The sequence below is a fragment of the Nocardioides sp. T5 genome, assembly GCF_048161455.1.
In the GTDB taxonomy this organism is placed as follows: domain Bacteria; phylum Actinomycetota; class Actinomycetes; order Propionibacteriales; family Nocardioidaceae; genus Nocardioides.
This window is the reverse complement of sequence record NZ_CP182415.1, coordinates 1,256,653-1,277,915: the sequence shown is the minus strand read 5'-3', so window position 1 is coordinate 1,277,915 and position 21,263 is coordinate 1,256,653. Positions and strand designations below refer to the sequence as shown.

18 protein-coding genes are annotated in these 21,263 nt (G+C 72.5%); 4 read left to right on the top strand and 14 right to left on the bottom strand.

The window, feature by feature from the left end; genetic code table 11:
- Positions 1-145: 145 nt before the first annotated feature.
- From ACNKF0_RS06130 to ACNKF0_RS06110, 5 genes are all read right to left on the bottom strand, one after another.
- Positions 146-1,252 carry a ring-opening amidohydrolase gene (locus ACNKF0_RS06130; protein WP_416956670.1) on the bottom strand — a complete coding sequence of 369 codons (1,107 nt, stop codon included), beginning with the start codon at positions 1,250-1,252 and terminating at the stop codon, positions 146-148.
- A 22-nt stretch (positions 1,253-1,274) separates the two neighbouring features.
- Positions 1,275-2,210: a carbamate kinase gene (locus ACNKF0_RS06125; RefSeq protein WP_416956668.1), complete on the bottom strand. Its 936-nt coding sequence runs from the start codon at positions 2,208-2,210 to the stop codon at positions 1,275-1,277.
- 94 nt (positions 2,211-2,304) lie between these two features.
- Positions 2,305-3,597 carry an ArsB/NhaD family transporter gene (locus ACNKF0_RS06120; protein ID WP_416956666.1) on the bottom strand — a complete coding sequence of 431 codons (1,293 nt, stop codon included), beginning with the start codon at positions 3,595-3,597 and terminating at the stop codon, positions 2,305-2,307.
- Positions 3,594-4,022, bottom strand: a complete 429-nt coding sequence (locus tag ACNKF0_RS06115; protein ID WP_416956664.1) for a TrkA C-terminal domain-containing protein — start codon at positions 4,020-4,022, stop codon at positions 3,594-3,596. The genes ACNKF0_RS06120 and ACNKF0_RS06115 overlap by 4 nt, the downstream gene beginning before the upstream one ends.
- Positions 4,019-4,567: an SPFH domain-containing protein gene (locus ACNKF0_RS06110; protein ID WP_416956662.1), complete on the bottom strand. Its 549-nt coding sequence runs from the start codon at positions 4,565-4,567 to the stop codon at positions 4,019-4,021. The genes ACNKF0_RS06115 and ACNKF0_RS06110 overlap by 4 nt, the downstream gene beginning before the upstream one ends.
- Positions 4,568-4,653: 86 nt before the next feature.
- On the opposite strand from ACNKF0_RS06110, the gene ACNKF0_RS06105 reads away from it, so the two are divergent.
- Together ACNKF0_RS06105 and ACNKF0_RS06100 are read left to right on the top strand one after the other, a co-directional pair.
- On the top strand, positions 4,654-5,631 hold the full coding sequence (locus ACNKF0_RS06105) for a sensor histidine kinase (protein WP_416956660.1): 978 nt from the start codon (positions 4,654-4,656) through the stop codon (positions 5,629-5,631).
- Positions 5,628-6,272: a response regulator gene (locus ACNKF0_RS06100; RefSeq protein WP_416956658.1), complete on the top strand. Its 645-nt coding sequence runs from the start codon at positions 5,628-5,630 to the stop codon at positions 6,270-6,272. The genes ACNKF0_RS06105 and ACNKF0_RS06100 overlap by 4 nt, the downstream gene beginning before the upstream one ends.
- A gap of 6 nt (positions 6,273-6,278) precedes the next feature.
- Here the strand turns inward: ACNKF0_RS06100 and ACNKF0_RS06095 are convergent, their stop codons facing one another.
- Genes ACNKF0_RS06095 through ACNKF0_RS06080 form a run of 4 tightly spaced genes read right to left on the bottom strand, consistent with a single transcriptional unit; the run spans position 6,279 to position 12,414 of the window.
- Positions 6,279-7,616: a lanthionine synthetase LanC family protein gene (locus ACNKF0_RS06095; RefSeq protein ID WP_416956656.1), complete on the bottom strand. Its 1,338-nt coding sequence runs from the start codon at positions 7,614-7,616 to the stop codon at positions 6,279-6,281.
- A 25-nt stretch (positions 7,617-7,641) separates the two neighbouring features.
- A complete protein-coding gene (locus ACNKF0_RS06090) occupies positions 7,642-8,313 on the bottom strand; it encodes an SDR family oxidoreductase (protein ID WP_416956654.1) in 672 nt (223 codons plus the stop codon).
- A gap of 13 nt (positions 8,314-8,326) precedes the next feature.
- Complete coding sequence (locus ACNKF0_RS06085; RefSeq protein WP_416956652.1) at positions 8,327-10,327, bottom strand: hydantoinase B/oxoprolinase family protein; 2,001 nt, start codon at positions 10,325-10,327, stop codon at positions 8,327-8,329.
- Positions 10,324-12,414: a hydantoinase/oxoprolinase family protein gene (locus tag ACNKF0_RS06080; RefSeq protein ID WP_416956651.1), complete on the bottom strand. Its 2,091-nt coding sequence runs from the start codon at positions 12,412-12,414 to the stop codon at positions 10,324-10,326. Before ACNKF0_RS06080 ends, ACNKF0_RS06085 begins: the two co-directional genes overlap by 4 nt.
- A 437-nt stretch (positions 12,415-12,851) precedes the next feature.
- Between ACNKF0_RS06080 and ACNKF0_RS06075 the strand changes: the two genes are divergently transcribed.
- Positions 12,852-13,490, top strand: a complete 639-nt coding sequence (locus ACNKF0_RS06075; protein WP_416956648.1) for a TolB family protein — start codon at positions 12,852-12,854, stop codon at positions 13,488-13,490.
- 5 nt (positions 13,491-13,495) lie between these two features.
- Positions 13,496-14,797: a hypothetical protein gene (locus ACNKF0_RS06070; protein WP_416956647.1), complete on the top strand. Its 1,302-nt coding sequence runs from the start codon at positions 13,496-13,498 to the stop codon at positions 14,795-14,797.
- Between the two features lie 14 nt (positions 14,798-14,811).
- On the opposite strand, the gene ACNKF0_RS06065 is transcribed toward ACNKF0_RS06070, so the two are convergent.
- From ACNKF0_RS06065 to ACNKF0_RS06045, 5 genes are all read right to left on the bottom strand, one after another.
- Positions 14,812-17,595, bottom strand: coding sequence for an ATP-binding protein (locus ACNKF0_RS06065; RefSeq protein WP_416956646.1), 2,784 nt, complete (start codon positions 17,593-17,595; stop codon positions 14,812-14,814).
- Between the two features lie 93 nt (positions 17,596-17,688).
- Positions 17,689-18,855 (bottom strand): NAD(P)/FAD-dependent oxidoreductase, encoded by a 1,167-nt coding sequence (locus ACNKF0_RS06060; protein ID WP_416956645.1) that lies wholly within the window; start codon positions 18,853-18,855, stop codon positions 17,689-17,691.
- On the bottom strand, positions 18,852-20,162 hold the full coding sequence (locus ACNKF0_RS06055) for a flavin-containing monooxygenase (protein ID WP_416956643.1): 1,311 nt from the start codon (positions 20,160-20,162) through the stop codon (positions 18,852-18,854). Before ACNKF0_RS06055 ends, ACNKF0_RS06060 begins: the two co-directional genes overlap by 4 nt.
- Before the next feature lie 64 nt (positions 20,163-20,226).
- Positions 20,227-20,799 (bottom strand): OsmC family protein, encoded by a 573-nt coding sequence (locus ACNKF0_RS06050; RefSeq protein ID WP_416956641.1) that lies wholly within the window; start codon positions 20,797-20,799, stop codon positions 20,227-20,229.
- On the bottom strand, positions 20,796-21,242 hold the full coding sequence (locus ACNKF0_RS06045; RefSeq protein WP_416956639.1) for a MaoC family dehydratase: 447 nt from the start codon (positions 21,240-21,242) through the stop codon (positions 20,796-20,798). Before ACNKF0_RS06045 ends, ACNKF0_RS06050 begins: the two co-directional genes overlap by 4 nt.
- Positions 21,243-21,263 lie beyond the last annotated feature (21 nt).

Here is a 21,263-nt window from a genome sequence, read left to right as displayed (position 1 = left end):
CTGCTGGTGCTCGTCGAGCTCGGGCACCACGACCGAGCGGTCGGGGGCCACCAGCCGGTAGCGGGTCGTCGTACTCACAGCACACACCCCATCACGCGGGACCGACAGTCGCCTGCCGGCCCCGCGCGAGGATGTGGAAGAGACCTCAGCCGAGGTCGACGATCGCGGCGACAGGGCCGCCGCCCTCGGGGCCCTGGTGGGCCGCGGAGACCGAGACGAAGACCGCCGGGTCGCCGGTGACGGCGGCCGTGACGCCACCGACGCACGACTTGATCTGGCGGTGCCAGTGCACGTCGGAGTCGTCGAGCATCGCGTTGCGACGGCCGCGGACCATGCCGTCCTGGCTGGCCTCGCACTTGAGGAAGACGTTGACCAGCTTGCCGTCGAGGTCGCTGGTGCGCGGGCGCTCGGGCAGGTCGAGGCCGGCGGAGCGGATCGCCTCCCAGATGCCGTCGGAGTCGAGCGCGTCCTCCATCACCGAGTGGCCGATGCGGTAGCGGCCGCCGACACCCTTCGCGTTGCCGACGACGACGATCTGGGCCTGGTCGAGCTCGACGCCCGAGGAGCACGAGGCCACCGAGGAGTAGAGCTCGCGGTTGTGCATGACGTCGGCGTCGGTCGGCATCTCGATCTCGCCGAGCGCGACGGCGATGCCGAGGCCGGTGACGCCGTTGGAGAGGTCCATCGACTCGTGGGTGTGCTCGGTCCACACCTTCTTGCCGCGCGACTTGGCGTCGCGGATGGTGTGGATGGTCAGCAGCGGCGTCTTGGTCTGCACGTAGTGCACGTCGGCGGGGTCGGTGATCCCGGCGCGCTCCATCGCGACCTTCACGCCGGCGGCGACCTTCTCGATCATCGCCGTGTAGCCGATCTCCTCGGGCAGGATCGCCTCGCTCATTGCGAAGCCCGCGGTCAGGCGCATCTCGTCGCGCGACGGGTCGTCCTCGGGGACGTCGGTGGTCGCGAAGATCGTGGCGTGGGGGCTGATCACGCCGTCGGTGCCGCCCGACCACACGATCGGGATGCCCTTGACCTGCTCCGGGTCGGCGCCCTTGGCGACCAGCGCCTCGCGGAAGGCACGGTCGGCGATGATCCGGGTGTAGTCGTTGACGCCGCCGTTGCCCTCGGTCTTGCCGATGATCGCGAAGACGCGGTCGGCCGCGATGACGCCGTCGTCGACGAGCTTGGTCAGCTCGGAGGCGTCGGCCACGGAGTGGATGGGAACCTTGCGGACCTCGATGGCGGAGGGCATGCGGTGCTTCCTTTCGTTGCGGTCAGGTGGGTACGACGACGGTGCCGGCGTCTCCGGCAACCGCGGCGGTGATCTGGTCGAGGCTGGTGATGACACCCGTGCCCCCGGTGGTCTCGACGAAGCGGCAGACCGCGTCGACCTTGGGCCCCATCGAGCCGGTCGCGAAGTGGCCGTCGGCGGCGTGGGCGCGCAGGTCCGCGACGGTGACCCGGCCGAGCGGCTCGGCGTCGGGCTCGCCCCAGCGGATCACCGCGTTGGGCACGTCGGTGGCGATGACCAGCACGTCGGCCCTGGTCGTGCGGGCGAGCAGGGCGGCGCCGAGGTCCTTGTCGATGACGGCCTCGACGCCGACGAGCGACCCGTCGGGACGGCGTACGTGCGGGATGCCCCCACCGCCGTTGGCGACGACGACGAAACCGGCCTCGATGAGGGCGAGCGCGGCGGGGGCGTCGAGGATCTCCCGCGGCTCGGGAGAGGCGACGACGCGGCGCCACCCCTTCTCACCGCGGTCCTCCCACGTCTCGCCGTGGTCGACGAGCACCCGGGCCTCCGCCTCCGGCAGGTGGCGGCCGATCGGCTTGGTGGGGTGGGTGAAGCCGTCGTCGTCGGCGTCGACGAGCGTGCGGGTCACGAGCGCGGCGCTGCGCCGGTCGATCCCCCGGTCGGCGAGCTCGCGGTCGAGGGCATCCATCAGGACGAAGCCGAGCGTGGCCTGCGTCTGGGCACCGCACCAGTCGAGCGGAACCGGGGGTACGACGCTCGCCGCGAGCTCGTTCTTGACCAGCAGGTTGCCGACCTGGGGCCCGTTGCCGTGGGTGATGACGACGTCGTGGTCGTGCTCTAGAAGACCGGCGACCGCAGCCATCGCCACCTGCGCCGCCTCGATCTGGTCCTCGGGGCGCGCCCGGCCGTCGGCGTTGGTCATGGCGTTGCCACCAAGTGCGAGCAGGACCCTCATGGCGCAAACCTAGTGTCGCCGCTCACACGGACCCCACGGCAGATTCGGCCAACGACTCGGCGATTCGCTGGCAAGTGTTGGTGCGCGCGCGACCTCAGGCCCAGGCGAAGTAGCGCAGGTAGACGTACGCCCAGGCGACCAGCAGCGTCATCACGGTCACCACGACGCCGTACCTGGTGAAGCCCCAGAAACTGATCGGCTCCCCCGCCTTGGCCGCGATGCCGAGCACGACCACGTTGGCCCCTGCCGCGACAGCAGTGGCGTTGCCGCCGAGGTCGGCCCCGAACACGAAGGCCCACCACAGCGGGCTGTCGGCGCCCGAGGCCCCGGTGCCGGCAACCATCTCCTCGACGACGGGGACCGTGGCGGTCGTGTAGGGGATGTTGTCGACGAAGGCGCCGACGATCCCCGAGCCGAAGAGCAGGGCGGTCGCACCGAGCAGCTGGCGCTCCCCCATGGCCTCGGCGGCCCACTCGCTGATCGCGCCGATGACACCGACCTGCACGAGGGCACCGACGAGCACGAAGAGCGCCATGAAGAAGGCGAGGGTCGCCCACTCCACCTCCTCGAGGAACTCCTCGGGCTCGGTGCGCGAGACCAGCACCATCGCGCCGGCGCCCATCATCGCGACCACCGAGGGGTCGAGGTGCATGACGGAGTGGAGGCTGAAGGCGACCATCACGAGCAACAGCACCACGAGCGAGCGGCGCAGCATCCGCACGTTGGTGATCGCGTCGACGGGGCGGAGGTCGTCGAGGCCGTGGACGTTGCCCATCACGGTCATGTCCTTGCGGAACAGCCAGCGCGCCATCACCACGAAGAGGACCAGCAGGACGATCGTCAGCGGGAGCGAGTGGACGAGGAAGTCGGTGAAGGTCAGCCCGGCCCGGCTGGCGATGATGATGTTGGGCGGGTCGCCGATCAGCGTCGACATCCCGCCGATGTTGGAGGCCAGGATGAGGGAGATCAGGTACGGCGCCGAGGGCAGCTGGAGCCGCCGGCAGACCGACAGCGTGACCGGGGCGACCAACAGCACGCACGTCACGTTGTCGAGGATCGGCGCGACCGCGGCGCCCACCAGGACCAGCAGCACGAGCAGCTTGTAGGGGTGCCCACCCGACTTCTTGGCCGCCCACAGCGCGAGGAACTCGAAGAGCCCGGTCTGCTTGAGCACGCCGACGATGATCATCATCCCGAAGAGCAGGAAGATCACGTTCCAGTCGACGCCGGTGTGCTCGTCGAAGAACGCCGTCCCGGCGTCGACGAGGCCGATGACGACCATGCCGGCCACGCCGCCGAGCGCGGCGGCCACGCGGTGGACGCGCTCGGTCGCGATGAGGGCGTAGGCGACGATGAAGACCGCCAGGGCCGCGGAGGTGAGGATCATGCGGCCCAGCTCGCGAGGCGGCCGTGGCGGCTGACCGACCGCAGCCGGTCCTCCACCTCGGTGACCTGGCCGAGGGCCGCGACGACGAGGACCTGGTCGCCGGTGCGCAGCACGGTGCGGGCGTCGGGGACGATGACCTCCTTCCCGCGCGCGAGGATGGCGACGGCCGACCCGGTCGGCAGCCGCAGCTCGGCGACCTCGACGCCGGCCAGCCGGGAGGCGGGCTCGACCTCGAACCGGAGCAGGACCGCGTCGAGCCGGTCGAGGGTCGCGAACCCGATCGAGACCTTGTGGACGAGGCTGCCCTTCTCCTGCCAGCGGGGCTGGCGCCCGCGCCCGATCGCGAGCCCGACGGCGAAACCGATCGCCGTCGCGATGAGTGCTACCGACACCGCGACCTCGAGCAGGTAGGGAGTGTCGTTCATGCTGCGCCCCCGGTCAGCCGCGCCTCGACCTGGGTGACCGACAGTGCGGTGGCCTCGGTGCCGAACGGGAGCAAGCGGGTGAGCCGGCCGGGCCACCGGGTCTCGAGGGCCTCGAGGTCGTCGACCAGCGACTCCACCTCGAGCTGCTCGACGGCACGGGCGACGGTGTCCTCGGCCAGTCGGGCGGCCTGCGTCGCCGGGACGTACGCCGAACCCGGCTCGACGTCGCGCACCACCACCGTCAGGTCGGCGAGGGCGACGACGTCGACGCCGTCGCTCGTGCGTGAGCGCACCACCAGCGGCAGGACGCACGGCTCGGTCGACACGCGCTCGAACCGCTCCAGCCCGGGCCAGCGGGTGACGAACCCGTTGCGGCGCACGCGCGCGACCTCGCCCCGTCGCAGCACGAGGACGATCTCCCCGGGTGCCACGCGACGTACGCACGTCAGCGTGACGAACAGCAGCCCCGGCCCGACCACCACCAGCCACACCACCCACGCCGCGCCGGTCGGGTCGACGGCGGTGTTCTCGTCCGGCGGCGGCATGCCCCGAGTCTTCGCGGACCGGGCGGTCGCGACCATGGGTGCCCGACCCCATCTGGGACTGGGCGGGAGGTGGGAAGGTGGTGCGCATGCGTCTGCCCAGCCACCTCCCGCTGTTCTGGACGATCTGCCTGATCAACGGCGTCGTGCTGGTGGTCGCGGCGCTGCTGCTGCTCCTCTCCCCCGCCCGGGTCTCCGCAGACGCGGTGTCCTCGGAGTTCCTCGTCGTCGGCGTCGGGCTGGTGGTGATGATCCTGACCAACGCCCTCCTCATCCGCTGGGCGCTGGCGCCGCTGCACCGCCTGATCGCGCGGCTCGAGAACATCGAGCACCTCGAGCCGACCGAGCTCCCGGAGGAGGGAGCGGGCCCAGTGCTCGGCATCGCGCGCAGCGTCAACCGGCTGCTCGCCCGCCTCGCCGAGGAGCGGCGCACCGGTGACGCGCGCGCCCTGGCCGCGCAGGAGGCCGAGCGCCACCGCATCGCCCAGGAGCTGCACGACGAGGTGGGGCAGAGCCTGACGGTCGTCCTGCTCGGCCTCAAGCAGCTCGAGTCACAGGCCCCGGCGGCGCTGGTGCCCGAGCTGGCGGCCGTGCGGGAGAGTGCCCGCGCCGGCCTCGACGACGTACGCCGGGTGGCGCGGCGGCTGCGTCCCGGCGTGCTGGAGGACCTCGGCCTGGCGAGCGCGTTGGCCGCCCTGGCGACGGAGTTCGCCGACCGCAGCTCGGCGTCAGTGCGGCGCTCGTTCGCCCCCGGCCTGCCGGCCCTGAGCCCGGAGGCCGAGGTGGTCGTCTACCGCGTGGCACAGGAGGCGCTCACCAACGCCGCCCGGCACGCGGACGCGCATGCCGTCGAGCTGTCGCTGCAGCGGCTCGGCGCCCACGTCGTGCTCGAGGTCCGCGACGACGGTCGCGGCTTCACCGGCCTCTCCGAGGGCTCGGGCCTGATGGGCATGCGCGAGCGCGCCGCCCTCGTCCAGGCCGAGCTGTCGGTGATCAGCCAGCCGCGCCACGGCACCACCGTGCGGCTCAAGGTGCCCGTCGGCACGGCCGCGGAGGTGGTCGCATGATCCGGATCCTCCTCGCCGACGACCACACGCTGGTGCGCCGCGGCGTACGTCTCATCCTCGAGCAGGAGCCCGACCTGACCGTCGTCGCGGAGGCGGCCGACGGGGTCGAGGCCGTCGAGCGGGTGCGCGACACCGACGTCGACCTCGTCGTGCTCGACATCGCCATGCCGCGGATGACCGGCCTGCAGGCGGCGGCCGAGATCGGCCGGCGGCGCAACCCGCCGAAGATCCTGATGCTCTCGATGCACGACAACGAGCAGTACTTCTTCGGTGCGCTCAAGGCAGGGGCGAGCGGGTACGTCCTCAAGTCCGTCGCCGACGAGGACCTCGTCGGCGCCTGCCGCGCGGCGATGCGCGGGGAGACCTTCCTCTACCCCGGCGCGGAGAGCACGCTCGTGCGCGACTACCTCGACCGGCTGCGTCGCGGTGAGCGGGTGCCGTCGTCGGTGCTCACCGCCCGCGAGGACCAGGTGATCAAGCTGATCGCCGAGGGCCGCTCGTCCCGCGAGATCGCCAAGGAGCTGCACATCGCGCTCAAGACCGTCGAGGGCCACCGGGCCAACATCCTCGGCAAGCTCGGGATGCGCGACCGGGTCGAGCTGACGCGCTACGCGATCCGGGCCGGGCTGATCGAGCCCTGAGGCCGCTCAGGGCAGGTTCCACCACGTGTCGAGCCGCGCGACGGGAGGCGTCGTACGTCCCTCGCGGAGGACCCGGCCGAGCCGCATCAGGTACGCCGCGATGCCGGCCGCGCCCTGCATCCAGCCGACGCCGGGCGGGAGGAGCGGGTCGTCGTTGCGGTGCTCGGTGAAGCGCCAGCACGCGCGGCCGGAGTCCACGACAGCCCGCTCGACCAATGCGTCGCCGAGGACCTGCGCGAAGACCAGGTCGTCCTCGACCCCGAGCCGCTGCCAGGCGTCGAGGAACACCTCGCCCACGCCGGCGGTACCGCAGCAGCGGCCGTCGTTGTCCCAGAAGCCCGGCCGCAGTCGCGCCGGGACGCCCGACGTGCGGATGCTGCGCAGGCAGCGGCGGTGCCACTGCGCAGGCGTCTCCCCAGCGACTGCCCCGACGCCGGCGTGCTCGAGCGCGGTGAAGAGCAGGGAGGTGCCGGTCGGGCCGTGGCACCACGACCAGGTCACCTCGTCCATGTCGGCCTGGCTCGGGATCACGTGCGGCACGACGAACCCGCCGTCGCTCGTGTCGCCCAGCGTGACGAGGTGCTCGGCCCCGCTGCGCGCGGCCTCGACGAGGTCGGGCCTGCCCAGCTCGGAGCCGGCGACCGCCAGCGAGGCGGCGATGCCGGCGAGGCCGTGGGACCAGTTGGGCATCTGCCGGTCGCGACGTTCGGGAGGCACGTCGTCTGCGAAGCGGCGCGGGAAGAACCGCCAGTTCGTGCCCGCCTCCGTCGGCTCCGCCTCTGCCAGCAGGATGCCCGCGGTCCTGGTCGCCAGCGCATCGGCGCCCGGGACGCCCTGCCGGTGCGCCCAGACCGCCCCGAGCAGGTTGCCGGCCGTGCCGAGCGTGACGTCGTTGATCCGCGTGTGCGGTGCGAACGGCGGCGACTCCAGCCACGGCTGCTCCCAGCCGTCGTCGGTGGCGAGCCCGGCAAGGCGGGCGATCGCCTCCTCGACCCCGTCCGCCTCGAGCGCCGACAACACACCGATGTCGCTGACCAGGCCGTCGAAGTAGGAGTACACCTCGGTCGTCGGGAGGCCACGCCGGACCCGCTCGACGATGCCGTCGGCGAGCGCCCGCTCCTCGGCGGTCCACTCACGCGTCCCGCGGACCTCCGCGAGCACGTGCGCGAGGCCGCCGATCCCGCTGTGCATGCCGTCGCGGTCCTCGGGCGGCCCGCCGTCGTGGGCCCGACCATCGAAGCCCAGCGACACCGGGATCCACGGCCCGTCGTCCCACCGCACCTGGTCGAGGACCCAGCGCCACGCGGCCTCGCCCAGGTCGGCGTACGTCTCCGCGGTGGTCATCCGCCGATCATCGCACCGGCGGTCGTCACCGACCGAGCAGTGCGTCGAGCACGCGCGTGCCGACCGGCAGCCCGTGGTCGTCGTAGTAGGCGAACATCGCCGACAGCCAGGGATGGGTGCCCGGGTCGTCCACCCGCCGCACCTCGACCCCCGCCTCCGCAGCAAGCTCACGCACGGTCGCGACGCGGGTGGCGAGCTCGTACGTCGCCCCCACGTGACCGTCCTCGGTGAGGACGACAGCCGCGGCCCGGCCGAGGTCGGCGAGGTCGAGGAAGCCGAACGGCACGTCGGGCGAGTAGGGCAGGTCGAGCGGGCCGGCGAGGTCGAGGTTCTGCAGGTAGGCGCCGGGCTGGAGGATCGTCCACCCCAGGCCGCTGCGCCGCACCAGGTCCTCGCTCACGGCCTTGCCGACGTGGTGCGGCATCGCGGGCGCGTAGGGCGAGGCGACGGAGTGGTGGACCACGCGGCCCACCCCCGCAGCGGTCATGGCACGCAGCACCGTGGCGACGTACGCCGGCTCGTCGGGGTGCAGGTTCGGCGCGATGACGTACGCCGCCTCGCAGCCGGCCACGGCCGACGCGAGGTCCGCCCAGTCCGCGCGACCCAGCGGGCGCGCCTCGGCACCCCGCTCGGCGAGCGCGGAGCAGACCGCCCGCCCCGTCTTGCCGTGACCGCCGAGGACCGCGACCCGCCTCATCGACACGACCCGCTCAGACCCGGTCCACCTCGGCGAAGGCCGCACCGTCGGCCAGCGACGAGTAGCCCGGACCGCGGTCGAAGAACGCGTCGTCGTCCTTGCTCCAGGCCGCGCGGCCGGCGCGCTCGGTCGAGGTCGCCGCCGCGTCGAAGCCCAGGTCACCGGCGTCGGCCGAGCCGGTCAGCACCACGCCGTAGTCGCGCAGCGCGGCCTCGGCCGAGACCTTGCGCCACACGACGTCGCGCACGACGAGCTCGGGGTCGCGGGCCAGCGGGTCGCCCCAGCCGCCGCCACCCGTCGTCCGGATCCGGACGACCTGTCCGGCCCGGATCACCTCGGCGTCGGCGAGGGCGTCGACCTCGCGCTCGTCGGGGCCGTCCGGGTCGATGACGACCTGGAAGGGTGCACCGGCCTTGCCGCCGCGCACGCCCCAGCAGGCCAGGATCGAGCGGTCGGCGATGGACATGAAGTGGGCGTCCTTGAGCATCCGGATCTGCTTCTCGTAGCCGAGGCCGCCGCGGTACTCGCCCGCGCCGCCGGAGTCGACCGCGAGGCCGAGGCGCTCGACGATGAACGGGAAGCGCGACTCGGTGAACTCGGTCGGCAGGTTGCGGGAGTCCGGCACCACGTGGATGGTGTCCTCGCCGTCGGCGTAGTAGCGCCCGCCCGAGCCGCCGCCGAGCACCTCGCGCATGAGGTAGTCGTTGCCCTCGAGGTCCTTGCCGTAGACGCCGGTGTAGCGGATCGTCTCCTGGTCGGCCGGCATCTTGCCGTCGACGGCCTTGGCCACCACACCGGCGAGGACGCCGAGCAGCCGCAGGATCACGAAGGTCCGGGCGTTGGTCGGGCCGGGGTGGATCGGCGTGAGCAGCGTGCCCTTCTCGGGGAACCGCATCTCGATCAGCGGCACGATGCCCTCGTTGACGTCGAGCTCGGCCATCCGCTCGGGGGTGTCGGCGAGGTTGCGCAGGATCGGCGCGAGCCACTTCTTGAGGAAGTTGCCGCCGACGTAGTCGCCGCAGTGGTTGATCGGGCCCTTGGCCTGCGCGCTGGTGCCGGTGAAGTCGATGATCAGACGCGGTCCGGCGGGGCGACCGTTCTCGGGGTCGGCCGGGGCGTCGCTGACCTTGGTGAGGGTGATCCGCTGGGTGTGCAGCTGCGGCTCGTCGACGCCGTCGTGCTCGGCGTAGTCCTCCCAGACGTAGGTGCCGTCGGGGATCTTGGAGAGGATCTCGCGCCGGTAGGTCTCGGTGGTCGCGTCGAGGATCGCGTCGAAGGAGGTCTCGATCGCCTCGCGGCCGTAGCGCTCGAACAGCTCGCTGAGGCGGCGCGCGCCCATCAGGCAGGCCGAGCACTCGGCGTCGAGGTCGGCGGCGAGGCTGTCGGGCATCCGCGAGTTGCGCGTCATGATCCGCAGCGCGGCCTTGTTGGGCACGCCCGCGTCCCACAGCTTGATCGGCGGGACGGCGAGGCCCTCCTCGTAGACGCTCGTCGCGCCGCTCGGCATCGAGCCGGGGCATGCACCGCCGATGTCGTCGTGGTGGCCGAAGGCCTGCACGAACGCGACGACCTCGCCCTCGTGGAAGACCGGCACGGTGACGCACAGGTCGGGCAGGTGGCCGATGCCGCCCTCGGACTCGTAGACGTCGTTGTGGAAGAACACGTCGCCCTCGCGCATCTCCTCCAGCGGGAAGTCGCGCACGATCGGGTGCACGAGCGCGCTGTAGGACCGGCCGGTGAGCTTGCGCAGCTGGCGGTCGTGGATGCCCGCGCGGAAGTCGTGGGCGTCGCGGATCATCGGCGAGCGGCTGGTGCGACCGATCGCGGTCTCGACCTCCATCTCGACGCTGGCCAGGGTGCCCTGGACGATCTCGACGAGGATCGGGTCGACGCTCGAGCCCTCGGGCGTGAGGCGCCCGCCGTGGTCGTACGCCGTGGGCAGGCCGGCCGGGTTGACCGGCTTCGCGGTGACGTAGGCCGGGTCCACGGGGCGGGTGCTGACGTCGGCGCTCATCGGCCCGACTCCTTCCGGATCACGAGGTTGGCCCAGTCGTCGACCACGACCTCGAAGCCGGGGTGGACGGGGATGGTCGAGCCGAACTCCTCCACGATGGCCGGGCCGGTGAAGGTGTCGCCGGCGCCGAGGTCGGTGCGCCAGATGACGGGGGTGTCGACGTAGCCCTGCTCGGGGTCGAAGCACACCGGACGCCGTCCGCGCACCGCGCGGTCCTCGACGGCGCCCTCGGCCTTGTCGAGGGTCTGGATCTCCGGACGCGTGATCGGTCCGATGCCGGTGACGCGCAGGTTGACCCACTCGACCTGCTGGGTGGCGTCGCCGCGGAAGTCGTAGCCGTAGAGCTGGCGGTGCTCGGCGTGGAAGGTGTCGGCGACCTGCGCGACGTACGCGTCGTCGACGACGCCCTCGGGTGCGACGACGCGCACCTCGTAGGCCTGGCCGACGTAGCGCACGTCGATGGTGCGGTGGAACTGGTGCTGGTCCTCGGTGAAGCCCTCCTTGCCGAGCGCCTCGCGGGCCCGGTCGGTGAGGGTGTCGAGGATCGTCTGGACGGCCCCGTGGTCGAGCGCGGACTCCTTGGCCACGTGGGTCTGCACGTAGTCGTTCTTCACGTCCACGGTCAGCAGGCCGAAGGCGCTCACGTTGCCCGGGTTGGGGGGTACGACGACGCCCGCGAGGTCGAGGATGTCGACGAGCCGGCAGGCCAGCAGCGAGCCGGAGCCGCCGAAGGTCGTCAGCATGAAGTCGCGCACGTCGAGCCCGCGCTTGACGCTGACCTGGCGCAGCGCGTTGGCCTGGTTCCAGGCCGAGATCTCCAGGATGCCGGTGGCGCAGCGCTCGAAGTCGAGGCCGAGCTGGTCGGCGAGGTCGGCGATGCCCGCCCTGGCCGCCTCCACGTCGAGGGGGATCTCGCCGCCGAGGAGGTGGGGTGGGATGCGGCCGAGGGTGACGTGGGCGTCGGTGATGGTGGGCTGGGTGCCGCCCTTGGCGTAGCAGAGGGGGCCCGGGTCGGCGCCGGCCGAGTGCGGGCCGACCTTGAGCGTGCCCTCGGGCGAGAGCCAGGCGATCGAGCCGCCGCCCGCGCCGACGGTGACCACGTCGATCATCGGGATCTTGCTCGGGTAGGCGCCGACGGTGCCCTCGGTGGTGAGGGTCGGCTCGCCGTCGAGGACGACGGACACGTCGGTCGACGTACCGCCGCCGTCGCAGGTGAGGATCTTGGGGAAGCCGGCGACCTTCGCGATCAGCGCGGCTCCCAGGGCACCGGCGGCCGGGCCGGAGAGCACCGTGGTGATCGGCTGGTGCACGACCTCGTCGGCCGACAGCACGCCGCCGTTCGACTTCATCACGTAGAACGGGATCGTCGCCCCGCCCGTGAAGCCGTGGAGCCGGTCGGAGATGTTGGTGACGTAGCGCGAGACGTTGGGCTTCACCGCCGCGTCGACGAGGGTGGTCATCGAGCGCTCGTACTCGCGGTACTCGCGGAGCACCTCGCTCGAGATGGAGACGACGGCGTCGGGGTGCTCGCGGCGCAGGATCTCGCGCAGCCGCAGCTCGTGCTCGTCGTTGGCGTAGGCGTGCAGCAGGCAGACGCCGATCGTGGTGATCCCCTGGTCCTTGAACCAGCGGGCCGCGGCGACGGCCTGGTCCTCGTCGAAGGGCCGGATCTCGGCACCGGTGAAGTCGAGGCGACCACCCACGGTGCGGACACGGTCGGCCGGCACGATGCGGTCGGGCTTGACCCAGAAGTAGGAGTTGCCGTAGCCGTCCGGCACCGACTGGCGGGCGATCTCGAGCATGAACTCGTAGCCCTCGGTCGTGATGAAGCCGAGCGCCTCGACCTTGCCCTCGAGCAGCTTGTTGGTCGCCACGGTGGTGCCGTGCGAGACGGCGGTGATGTCGCCTCCGTCGGCGCCGACGATGCCGAGGATCTTCTCGATGCCGGCGATGAAGCCGTCGGCCGGGTTGCCGGGCGTGCTGGGTGTCTTGGTGGTGAGCAGCTCACCCGAGTCCTCGTCGAAGGCGACGACGTCGGTGAACGTGCCTCCTGTGTCGATGCCGATCCTGATCCGCCGTGCGCTCATGGGGATGATTCAACCGATGGGGCCGTGGCGGTGACCACGGCAGAGTTTGCCGACGGATCGCTGATTCCTCGGCAAGACCTGTCGCGCGGACGTTGGCGAAGGACAGGCGGAGGACAGGCGAAGGGCCCTCGACGGTATGAGCGTCAAGGGCCCTTCTGATGAGGATCAGGTTGCCGAAACGTCCAGGTCCTCGGAGGTGACCGGTCGTGTGATGCTTCCGGTCGATCGCTCCTCCTCCGTCGTCCCAGCCACCCCATCACCTGGTGCCTGCGACGTTCCCCGGCGCACCGGTTCGCGTCGTACGGACTCGTCCCCTTTCGACCCCCGATCCCACCTACCGGCGAGGACAGGTCGCTCCTCCACCCCCCGCCCGGGCCAACCCGTTTTGGTCATGACCGTGGACGCGGACGCGGCCTACCGTGCACCAGGAGGCAGACATGGCGAACCGGACGGGACTCCTCGCCGCCTCCACCGTCGGCGCCCTCGTCCTCACCTCCCTGGTCGCCTCCTTGGCGGCGTCCCCCGGCACGGCGGCCTGGCCGGGCCCGAACGGGATGATCAGCTTCGTCGCAGGGGTCGGCGGGAACGTCCCTGACCACCAGGTCTACGTCGTCAACCCGGACGGAAGCGGGCGCCACCGGCTGACGGACGCCGGCGGCAACGGCATCTTCCATCCCGAGTGGTCGCCGGACGGCAACCGGCTGCTCGCGTGGGAGCAGGAGGTCTTCGGGCAGCCGGGCCGGACGGTCGTGCTCGACGCCGACGGCACGGGCCGCGCCCTCGTCTCCACCGAGGCCGTGAAGGCCTCGTGGTCACGTGACGGCTCGAGGCTGGTCTACGTCACCCCGGTCGGCCCGGTCGGGCCCAACAGCGGCTTCGAGCAGGTCGTGACGATCGCCCCGAACGGGACCGGCCGCACACAGGTGACGGACATCCCGATCTACAAGTGGATCGCGCGGTGGTCGCCCACGGCTGACCGGATCGCGTTCGGCCAGTCCTTCGCACGTCGTCGCCGACCCCGGCCGACACCCAGGGCGGGATCTCCGTCATCGACACCGACGGCGCCGACCGCGTGAAGGTCGTGACCGTCAACGGTTACGTCGACCAGCTGGACTGGTCCCCGGACGGCACGAGGATCGCCTTCATCGCCGAGCCGTGCAGCCTCGTCCCGCTCGTACCGGCGACGCCGACGCTTGACTGCGAGGGCGGCTTCGGCGGTCCCGGCCCGGAGTACCACCCCAACCTCTACGTGGTCACCCCGTCCACGGGCACCGTCCGCGCACTCACCCAGGACCGGCGTACCTGGACCAGCGTCGCCTGGTCCCCCGACGGCACGATGCTGGCCGCCACCGTCAACGAGGGCGCGGGTGGCGATCCCGCCATCGTGAGGCTCCCAGCCGGAGGGGGCGCACCGACGACCGTGGTCGAGCCCGGCACCCGGGACGTCTGCAACGACGACGGGGCGTGCGCCGAGGTCCCCCAAGCCGTCTCGTCCGTGGACTGGCAACCCTGCACCACCGCCACGACGGCCTCCTGCAGGGCAGTCACGAGCGTCGACGTGTCCACGGCCATCGAAGGTCCGGCGGCGGCGGTGCCGCTGGAGGATCTGACCTACGAGGCACGACTGACCAACACCGGCCCCGACCCGGCGCCGGGCGCCTCGGTGACGTTCACCTGGTCGGGCGGCACCTTCGTGTCAGTGGACGCTGCTCTGCCGTGCAGGCTGGGCACCGGCTCCCTGGTCTGCTCGGCGGACGTGCTCGGCCGCGCGGTCACGCGCTCGGTTACGCTGCGTCTCCTCGCGCCGGCGGGCCCGGGGCCGGTGCGCGTGACCGCGACGGGTGACAGCTCGGCCACCGACGCGGTTCCCGGCAACGACGCCAGCAGCGTCGACACGCTGGTCAGCGAGGAGACGGTCCCGGTGCCGCCCTCGACCCAGGCCCCACTCCAGGCCCCGACCACCGCGTCGCCCCTCGCGGACGCGGACCGCGACACGGTCCCGGACACCCAGGACAACTGCCCCACACAGGGCAATCCGGACCAGGCCGACGACGACGGCGACGGTCACCGGGACGTGTGCGACCCAGTGCACGGTCGGGTCCTGCGGCTGCGCCTCCGCAAGCACCTCGTCGCCACGGGTGTCCTGACGGCGAGCAGCGAGCGATCGTGCGCGAGCGGTCAACGCGTCGAGGTACAACGACGAGCAGGCTCGTCGTGGCGACGCGTCGCGAGGATCAGCACGAAGACCGACGGCTCGTTCCGCGTCTCCCTCGCAGACCGGGTGGGGCGATACCGTGCGACCCTGTCCCCCGTGGTGCTGGCGGACAGGTGGACCTCGTGCGCCCGCGCGAGGTCAGCAACCGTCCGCCACGGACACGGGTGATCGCTGCAGGGCCGTCACTCGCCTGCCTGCAGCACCCCCCGCTGCGAGACCTCCTCCACACCGCCCACGACGCCGTCGCCGTCGAGTGCCCGGGAGAGCACCTGGTCGAGGGTGACCCGGGCGCCCTCGGAGCGCAGCTCCTCGAACCGCTCGTCACCCAGGCCGTCCCGGAGCGCCGCGACCACCCGGTCGTGCTCGGGCACGTCGCCGGGGTGGCGTCGGGCGCCCAGGACGCGTAGGGCCTCGTCCCCGGCCCCGATGAGCCCCGCGGCGAGCTCGGAGCGGCCGAGCGCGTGCTCGGGTCCGGCCAGCTGCGAGATCGTCCAGGCCGCCATCAGCCGGCGACCCTGCGACCAGCAGATCCGGAGGGCCTGACGGGTGAGCCGGCGGGCCTCCTCATGGTCCCCTCGGTGGTCGGCGAGATAGCTGAGGTTGGACAGAAACACGCTGACGTACATCTCGTCGCCGAGGTCGCCGGAGATCTGCAGGCCCTCCTCGTAGGCCTCCCGCGCCAGCTCGTCGCGGCCGGCCACCCGCGTCAGCTCGCCGCGGATGTTGAGCACCTGCGCGACGAGGGCCGGGCTCCCGACCCCGCGGCCGAGCGCCAGCGCCTCGTCGTTGAGCCGCATGGCCAGCTCGACGTGCTCGGCCTCGTCGATGTAGGTCGCCGAGATGACCGCCAGGCCGTAGGCCACGAGCCGAGTCTCCTCCAGGCTGCGGAACAGCTCCGTCGCCCGCTCCCAGTGGACGCGCGCCTCTGGACGGTTCGACGGGAACGCCATGAAGCCGGCCGCCAGGTGGATCCGGGCCGAGACGTAGGGGTCCAGCTCGTCCTCGACCGCCAGCATCTCGTCGATCCAGCGCAACCCCTCGGCGTGGTTGCCCTCGAGGAACCAGTAGGCGCCGAGCGCCGCGGTGATGCGGGCCGTGAGGGGTACGTCGCCGGTGCGCGCCGCCCAGGCGTGCGCTGCGCGGATCTCCTGCAGCATCTCGCTGATGTCGTCGAGCCACCGGTCGGTCGCGTCGGTCCACCGCCGTTCGTAGAGGTCGTCGAGGCGGGACGCGAAGTACGCCGCGTGCGCGGCCCGAGCCGCGTCGCGCTGACCGTCGGCCAGCCGGGCGGCGTGCTCCCGCACGAGCGAGAGCATCCCGAAGCGCGGCTCGTTGCGATAGCCGGTCGTGCGGCGGACCAGGCTGTGGTCCACCAGGACGCTGAGCGGGTCGACCACGTCGCCGTCGGCCCAGACCGCCTCGACGGCCTCCAACGGGACGGCGCCGTGGAAGACCGAGAAGAGCGCGAACAAGCGCTGCTCCGCCGGGCCCAGCAGCTGCAGGCTCCAGTCGATCGTCGCCGGGATCGTCTGCTGGCGGTCCGGGAGGTGGCGACCTGCGGCGGCCGCCGAGCCCAGGCGGCTGGTCAGGCGCTCGCGCAGGAGAGAGGGAGACAGGGTGCGCAGATGGCCGCCGGCGATCTCGATCGCCAGGGGCAGCCCGTCCACCGCACGGCAGATCGCGGCGACGTCGTCGACGTGGTCGACCAGCTCGAAGTGGGGGTCGACCGCGGTCGCGACCTGGTCGAACAGGACGATGGCGTCGGCGAGGCCGTCGGTCCCGTGCCCGCCCTCGAGGGTCAGGGGGTGCACCTCGTGGACGTGCTCCCCCGCGACGCGCAGCCGCGCCCGGCTGGTCACCAGCACCCGGAGGTCGGTGGACCACTGAAGCATGTCCCCCACGAGGTCAGCGGCCTCCACGACGTGCTCGAAGTTGTCGAGGACCAGCAGCAGGCTCTGGCGCTGCAGCGCCTCCTCGAGCATCTGGACCACGTTGGAGTTGTCCCCGGACCGGATGCCGAGCTCGCTCACGGTCAGCTCCGCGACGAGCCCGGCGTCGGAGACCTTGGTGAGGTCGACGTAGCAGGTCCGTTGCGAGGTCGACCCGGCGTATCCGTGCGCCACCTCGGCGGCGAGCCTCGTCTTGCCGACCCCGCCGATGCCCAGGAGGGTCACCAGGCGGTGGTCCTCCAGCAGTGAGAGGACCTCGGCGACGTCACGCTCACGCCCCACGGTGCGGGTCGCGGGACGCGGCACGCGACTCACGCCCGCGCCGGGGGCGAGGGTCGACGGCTCCACCGGCGGCATGGCCTGCGCGCGGGCGTGCAGGGCCCGGGCAGCCGGACCGGGCTCGATGCCGAGCTCGTCGCGCCAGAGGCGAGCCATCGCGTCGAGCTGCCTCAGCGCCTGGCTGCGGTTGCCGGACTCGACGTGCTGCTGGACCAGGCGCAGGTGTGCCTCCTCGTCGAGCGGTTCGACCGACACAAGGTCGGCCCACCGCCCGGCCGAGCGGAGCAGGTCGAGGTAGGAGACCCGCAGGCGCTCGCGCTCGGTGTCGGCCCACGGCTCGTAGAGGTCCTCGGGGAGCAGGTCGCCGCGGTAGAGGTCGATCGCCTCCTGGACCGACGCGGGGTCGCCCGACACCCGGTCGAACCGCTCGACGTCGACCACCACGTCGGCGTCGGGCAGCAGCGCCACGACGTCGCCCGCGAGGACGACCGCGGACGGGACGCCGACGGCATGGCGGGCGTAGTGCGCCGCCTTGTGCAGCCTCGGTGCCGCCTGCTCCAGCAGGAGGTCGGGCCACATCAGGTCCACCACCCGCTCCCGGGGCAGCTGACGCCCCGGACGGAGGGCCAGCAGCTTGACCAGGGTGGCCGCGCTGCGGCGGGTCCAGGCGTGCGCGGCGACGGCGCGGCCGTCGACGACGACCACGAATCCTCCGAGGAGGTTGATGTCGACGTGCATCGCACCCTCCCAGCCACCAGCGATGCGACTCTACGCCGGGAGGAGCGACCTGCTCGACGCCAATTCCGGGGTCGTCCCTCCCCGCCACCTCTCTCAGGTCGCGATCCCGAGGAGGTCGAGCGACTCGAGGTGCTCGACCTCCTCGCCCATCGCAGAGCTCAGCCGGCGGAGCAGCGACCGGATGCCCGGGGTGTCCCAGTCGTACGCCGCGACGCGCTCCGTGGTCTCGGCGAGCTGCCGGGAGAGCCGCTCCCGGGTCTCCTCGTAGCGCGCCATCGCCACGTCCTCCGGGACGCCACCGTGGGCGGCGAGCACCTCGGTCGCGAGCAGCTCCGCGTCCCGCAGTGCGTCGGTCATGCCGTGGGAGGTGATGGGGTCCTTGAAGTAGCCGGCGTCCCCCACCAGCGCCCACCCGGGTCCTGACGACCGGCGGGCGAACCCGGGGACGCCGGCCCAGCCGCGGACCGGCGAGAGCGGCCGGACGGCGCGCACACGCTCCACCGCGGCAGGGCCCGCGGCTGCCAGCAGCTCGGCGAACGCCGGCTCCACGCCCAACCGGCGCAGGCGCCGCATCCGGACCGGCGTGGTGGACACGAACAGGCAGGATGCCCAGCCGTTGGTGGGGATGACCCCGGCGGCGGCGCCGGTGCCGTACGTCCACTCGTAGGCGTCCGGGCCCGGGTCCTCGACGTAGCGGTAGAGCACCGCGCTTGCGGTCCGGCCCTGCCAGGTGGTCGCGGCTCCGACCTCCTCGGCGACGCGGGACCGGATCCCGTCGGCACCGACGACGAGCCCGGCCGCGACGTCGATGGTCGTGCCGCTGCTCGTCCGTCCGACGACGCCGGTAACGCGGCCGGTCGGGTCCCGGCGCAGCGACGTGACGGTCGCCTCGTGCAGCACGTGCACGCCGGCGTCCTCGGCGGCCTCGACGAGGAGCCGGTCGAGCAGGTGGCGTCGGGGCGCGTAGAGCGCGTCCACGCCGGCACGAGGCCGGATGGAGACGGAGACGTCCTCGCCGTCGTTGTGGTGGAAGACCGTGCGCCGGACCGCCGGGGTCCCGGCCGCCACGACGTCGGCGAGCACACCCCAGCGGGACAGTTGCAGCACTCCGGCGCGCATCAGCGCGTGCGTCGAGAGGGTGTCGCTTCCCCGCCGACCCCGGTCGAGCAGGGCGACCGAGAGGCCCGCACGCGCCAGGAGCATCGCGGTCGAGGCGCCGGCGACACGGCCACCCACCACGACGACGTCGACCCGGCTCATGCTGCCGGTTCCTGCCGCCCGGCGCCGGAGCCGATGGTGGCCGAAGCCGGCGACCCGCTCGCGGCGAGCAGGTGGGCCACCACCGACCGGGCGTCGTGCCGTGCCCCGTCGATCTGGCCGGAGTCGCGCCGGTGCTGGAAGCGCTGTCCGACGACGTACACCCCCTCGGCAGGGGTCACGCCCCGGTACTGGCGGATGGTCCCGCCGGGGTCGGTGATCGGCAGTCGCAGCCACGGGTGGTGGGGGCGGTAGCCGGATGCCACCAGCACCGTGCCGATGCCGTCGGCACGCAGGTCGATCCGGCGGCGCGCCGTCCCGATCGCGACGGGACGGGGCCGCGGGCTGTCCCACAGCTGGCCGGCCAGGCCGATCCGCTCGACGAAGTGGTCGAGGCTCTCGAGGAGCTGCTCCAGGGTCGCGTCCGCGGCGCTGACGGTGGCGGCGAGGTCGTCGCGGAAACGAGCCGTCCGCCCGTCGACCGTCTCGAGCCGTCCGACGAGGCGCACGCCGTGCTCCTGGAGTCGGCCGAGGTCGAGGTCCTCGGTTGCCCGCTCGGGGTCGTCGCGGCCCACGAGCTGCAACGAGGTCTCCCCGCGCGCGGCCACCGGGTCGGCCATCTCGTCGATGGTCCGGGCCAGGCGGCCGGTGTTCTCGAGCCACCAGAAGATGTCCAGGCCGCGGTGCCGCCTGGGCATCCTGGTGTGTCGGCCGACCGCGAGGGTGACCTCGCGGCCGGCACGGTTGAGCTCGTCGGCGATCTGCGTGCCGGACGCCGACGCGCCCACGACGAGGACACCGCCCGCCCGGAGCCGGCCGGGACTGCGGTAGCTGTTCGAGGTCACCAGGTCGACTCGGGACGTGTCGAGGCCGGCCAGGCCGGCGGGCACGTGCGGCGTCCCGTGCGGCCCGGTCGCGATGACGACGTGCCGCGCGTGCCAGGTGCCGCGGCTCGTGACGACGCGGTAGCGACGTGCCGGGCGGCCGCCGGGCTCGGCGGCGACCTCGTGCACGGTGGCTCCGTCGACGACGGGCGCGCCGAACGAGGCGGCATACGACTCGAGGTAGCCGATGAAGGAGCCGACGCTGAGGTAGCCGTCCGGGTGGGGCCCGCGGTAGCTCCAGCCGGGGAGCCGGGTCATCCAGCTCGGTGTGAGCAGGTGCAGGGAGTCCCAGCGCTCGGTGCGCCAGCGGTGGCCGATCCGGCCGCGGTCGAGCACGACGTGCTCGCGACCGGCGTCCGTGAGCAGCTTGCTCACGGCCAGGCCGGCGTGGCCGGCGCCGATCACGACGGTGTCGATGGTGGTCATTCACGGTTCCTTTCGGCGAGCGGCCGGCCAGTGGTCCGGCCGGCCGCTCGTACGGGTGACGGGCTCATCTCGTCACGACTTCGATGTGGACGGGCGTCGGGTTGGTGAGGGCGTCGTAGACGGCCGAGCGGCGGCGGGACTGCTCGACGATGTCGCGCAGGGTGGCCTCGTCGGCGTCGCCCTCGACACGGAAGGTGACCTTGACCTGCTCGTAGCCGTTGCGGACGGCGCCGCCCGACAGCCCGAGGATCCCGAGCAGGTCGATGTCGCCCGTGACGGACGACGACACGTGGGTGAGCCGGACCCCGCGGGCGGCCGCGATGTTGGCGATGCCGGAGGTCAGACAGGCGGCGATGGCGTGCAGCAGGTACTCGACCGGCGTCGGACCGGCGTCCGTGCCGACGAGCACGGCCGGGTGGTCGGACTCGACCACGGTGTCCTGCGCGTGCCGCATCTCCTGCATGGCGCCGCGGAAGTCGGCGAACGTCGAGCGGCTGTGGGTGCCCGACACCCAGGTGTTGGTGGCCCGGAACTGGAACCGGGCGATCTCGTTCGTCTGCTTGACGGCGTCAAGCGTGCCGAAGAGCGTGGGGACGTCAACGCCGTTGAGGGGAGCCTTCTCGGTGGTGGTGCTCATGCGATCTTCTCCTGAGTGGTGGGTGAGGTGGCGGCGCTGACCACGGGGTCGCGCCAGACGACGGCGGCGCCGTCGAGGACGAGCACGTCGTCCTGGTTCGTGATGCTCGTCGCGAGCGTGGTGACCGGCTTGTCGTCGCGGACCGCGGTGACGACCGCCGTCGCCGTGAGGAGGTCCCCGGGGCGAACGGGCGCGAGGAAGCGCCACGAGACCTCGAGGAACACGCTCCCCGGACCGGGTAGCTGCTCGGCGACGAGCGCGTTGAGCAGCCCGGAGGTCACCCCGCCCTGCACGACGATCCCGCCGAAGCGGGAGCGCGCGGCGAGGTCCTCGTCGTAGTGGACGGGGTTGCGGTCACCGCTGATCGCGGTGAAGAGCTCGATGTCACGACGGGTGACGGCCCTGGTGCGTCGGGCTGATGCGCCGACCTGGTTGCTGGTCATGGCACCGAGGTTGGTCGGCGG

Coding starts and splice junctions, on each gene's coding strand:
- ACNKF0_RS06130 (WP_416956670.1), bottom strand. CDS start 1,252: ATGCCCTCCGCCATCGAGGTCCGCAAGGTTCCCATCCACTCCGTGGCC.
- ACNKF0_RS06125 (WP_416956668.1), bottom strand. CDS start 2,210: ATGAGGGTCCTGCTCGCACTTGGTGGCAACGCCATGACCAACGCCGAC.
- ACNKF0_RS06120 (WP_416956666.1), bottom strand. CDS start 3,597: ATGATCCTCACCTCCGCGGCCCTGGCGGTCTTCATCGTCGCCTACGCC.
- ACNKF0_RS06115 (WP_416956664.1), bottom strand. CDS start 4,022: ATGAACGACACTCCCTACCTGCTCGAGGTCGCGGTGTCGGTAGCACTC.
- ACNKF0_RS06110 (WP_416956662.1), bottom strand. CDS start 4,567: ATGCCGCCGCCGGACGAGAACACCGCCGTCGACCCGACCGGCGCGGCG.
- ACNKF0_RS06105 (WP_416956660.1), top strand. CDS start 4,654: ATGCGTCTGCCCAGCCACCTCCCGCTGTTCTGGACGATCTGCCTGATC.
- ACNKF0_RS06100 (WP_416956658.1), top strand. CDS start 5,628: ATGATCCGGATCCTCCTCGCCGACGACCACACGCTGGTGCGCCGCGGC.
- ACNKF0_RS06095 (WP_416956656.1), bottom strand. CDS start 7,616: ATGACCACCGCGGAGACGTACGCCGACCTGGGCGAGGCCGCGTGGCGC.
- ACNKF0_RS06090 (WP_416956654.1), bottom strand. CDS start 8,313: ATGAGGCGGGTCGCGGTCCTCGGCGGTCACGGCAAGACGGGGCGGGCG.
- ACNKF0_RS06085 (WP_416956652.1), bottom strand. CDS start 10,327: ATGAGCGCCGACGTCAGCACCCGCCCCGTGGACCCGGCCTACGTCACC.
- ACNKF0_RS06080 (WP_416956651.1), bottom strand. CDS start 12,414: ATGAGCGCACGGCGGATCAGGATCGGCATCGACACAGGAGGCACGTTC.
- ACNKF0_RS06075 (WP_416956648.1), top strand. CDS start 12,852: ATGGCGAACCGGACGGGACTCCTCGCCGCCTCCACCGTCGGCGCCCTC.
- ACNKF0_RS06065 (WP_416956646.1), bottom strand. CDS start 17,595: ATGCACGTCGACATCAACCTCCTCGGAGGATTCGTGGTCGTCGTCGAC.
- ACNKF0_RS06060 (WP_416956645.1), bottom strand. CDS start 18,855: ATGAGCCGGGTCGACGTCGTCGTGGTGGGTGGCCGTGTCGCCGGCGCC.
- ACNKF0_RS06055 (WP_416956643.1), bottom strand. CDS start 20,162: ATGACCACCATCGACACCGTCGTGATCGGCGCCGGCCACGCCGGCCTG.
- ACNKF0_RS06050 (WP_416956641.1), bottom strand. CDS start 20,799: ATGAGCACCACCACCGAGAAGGCTCCCCTCAACGGCGTTGACGTCCCC.
- ACNKF0_RS06045 (WP_416956639.1), bottom strand. CDS start 21,242: ATGACCAGCAACCAGGTCGGCGCATCAGCCCGACGCACCAGGGCCGTC.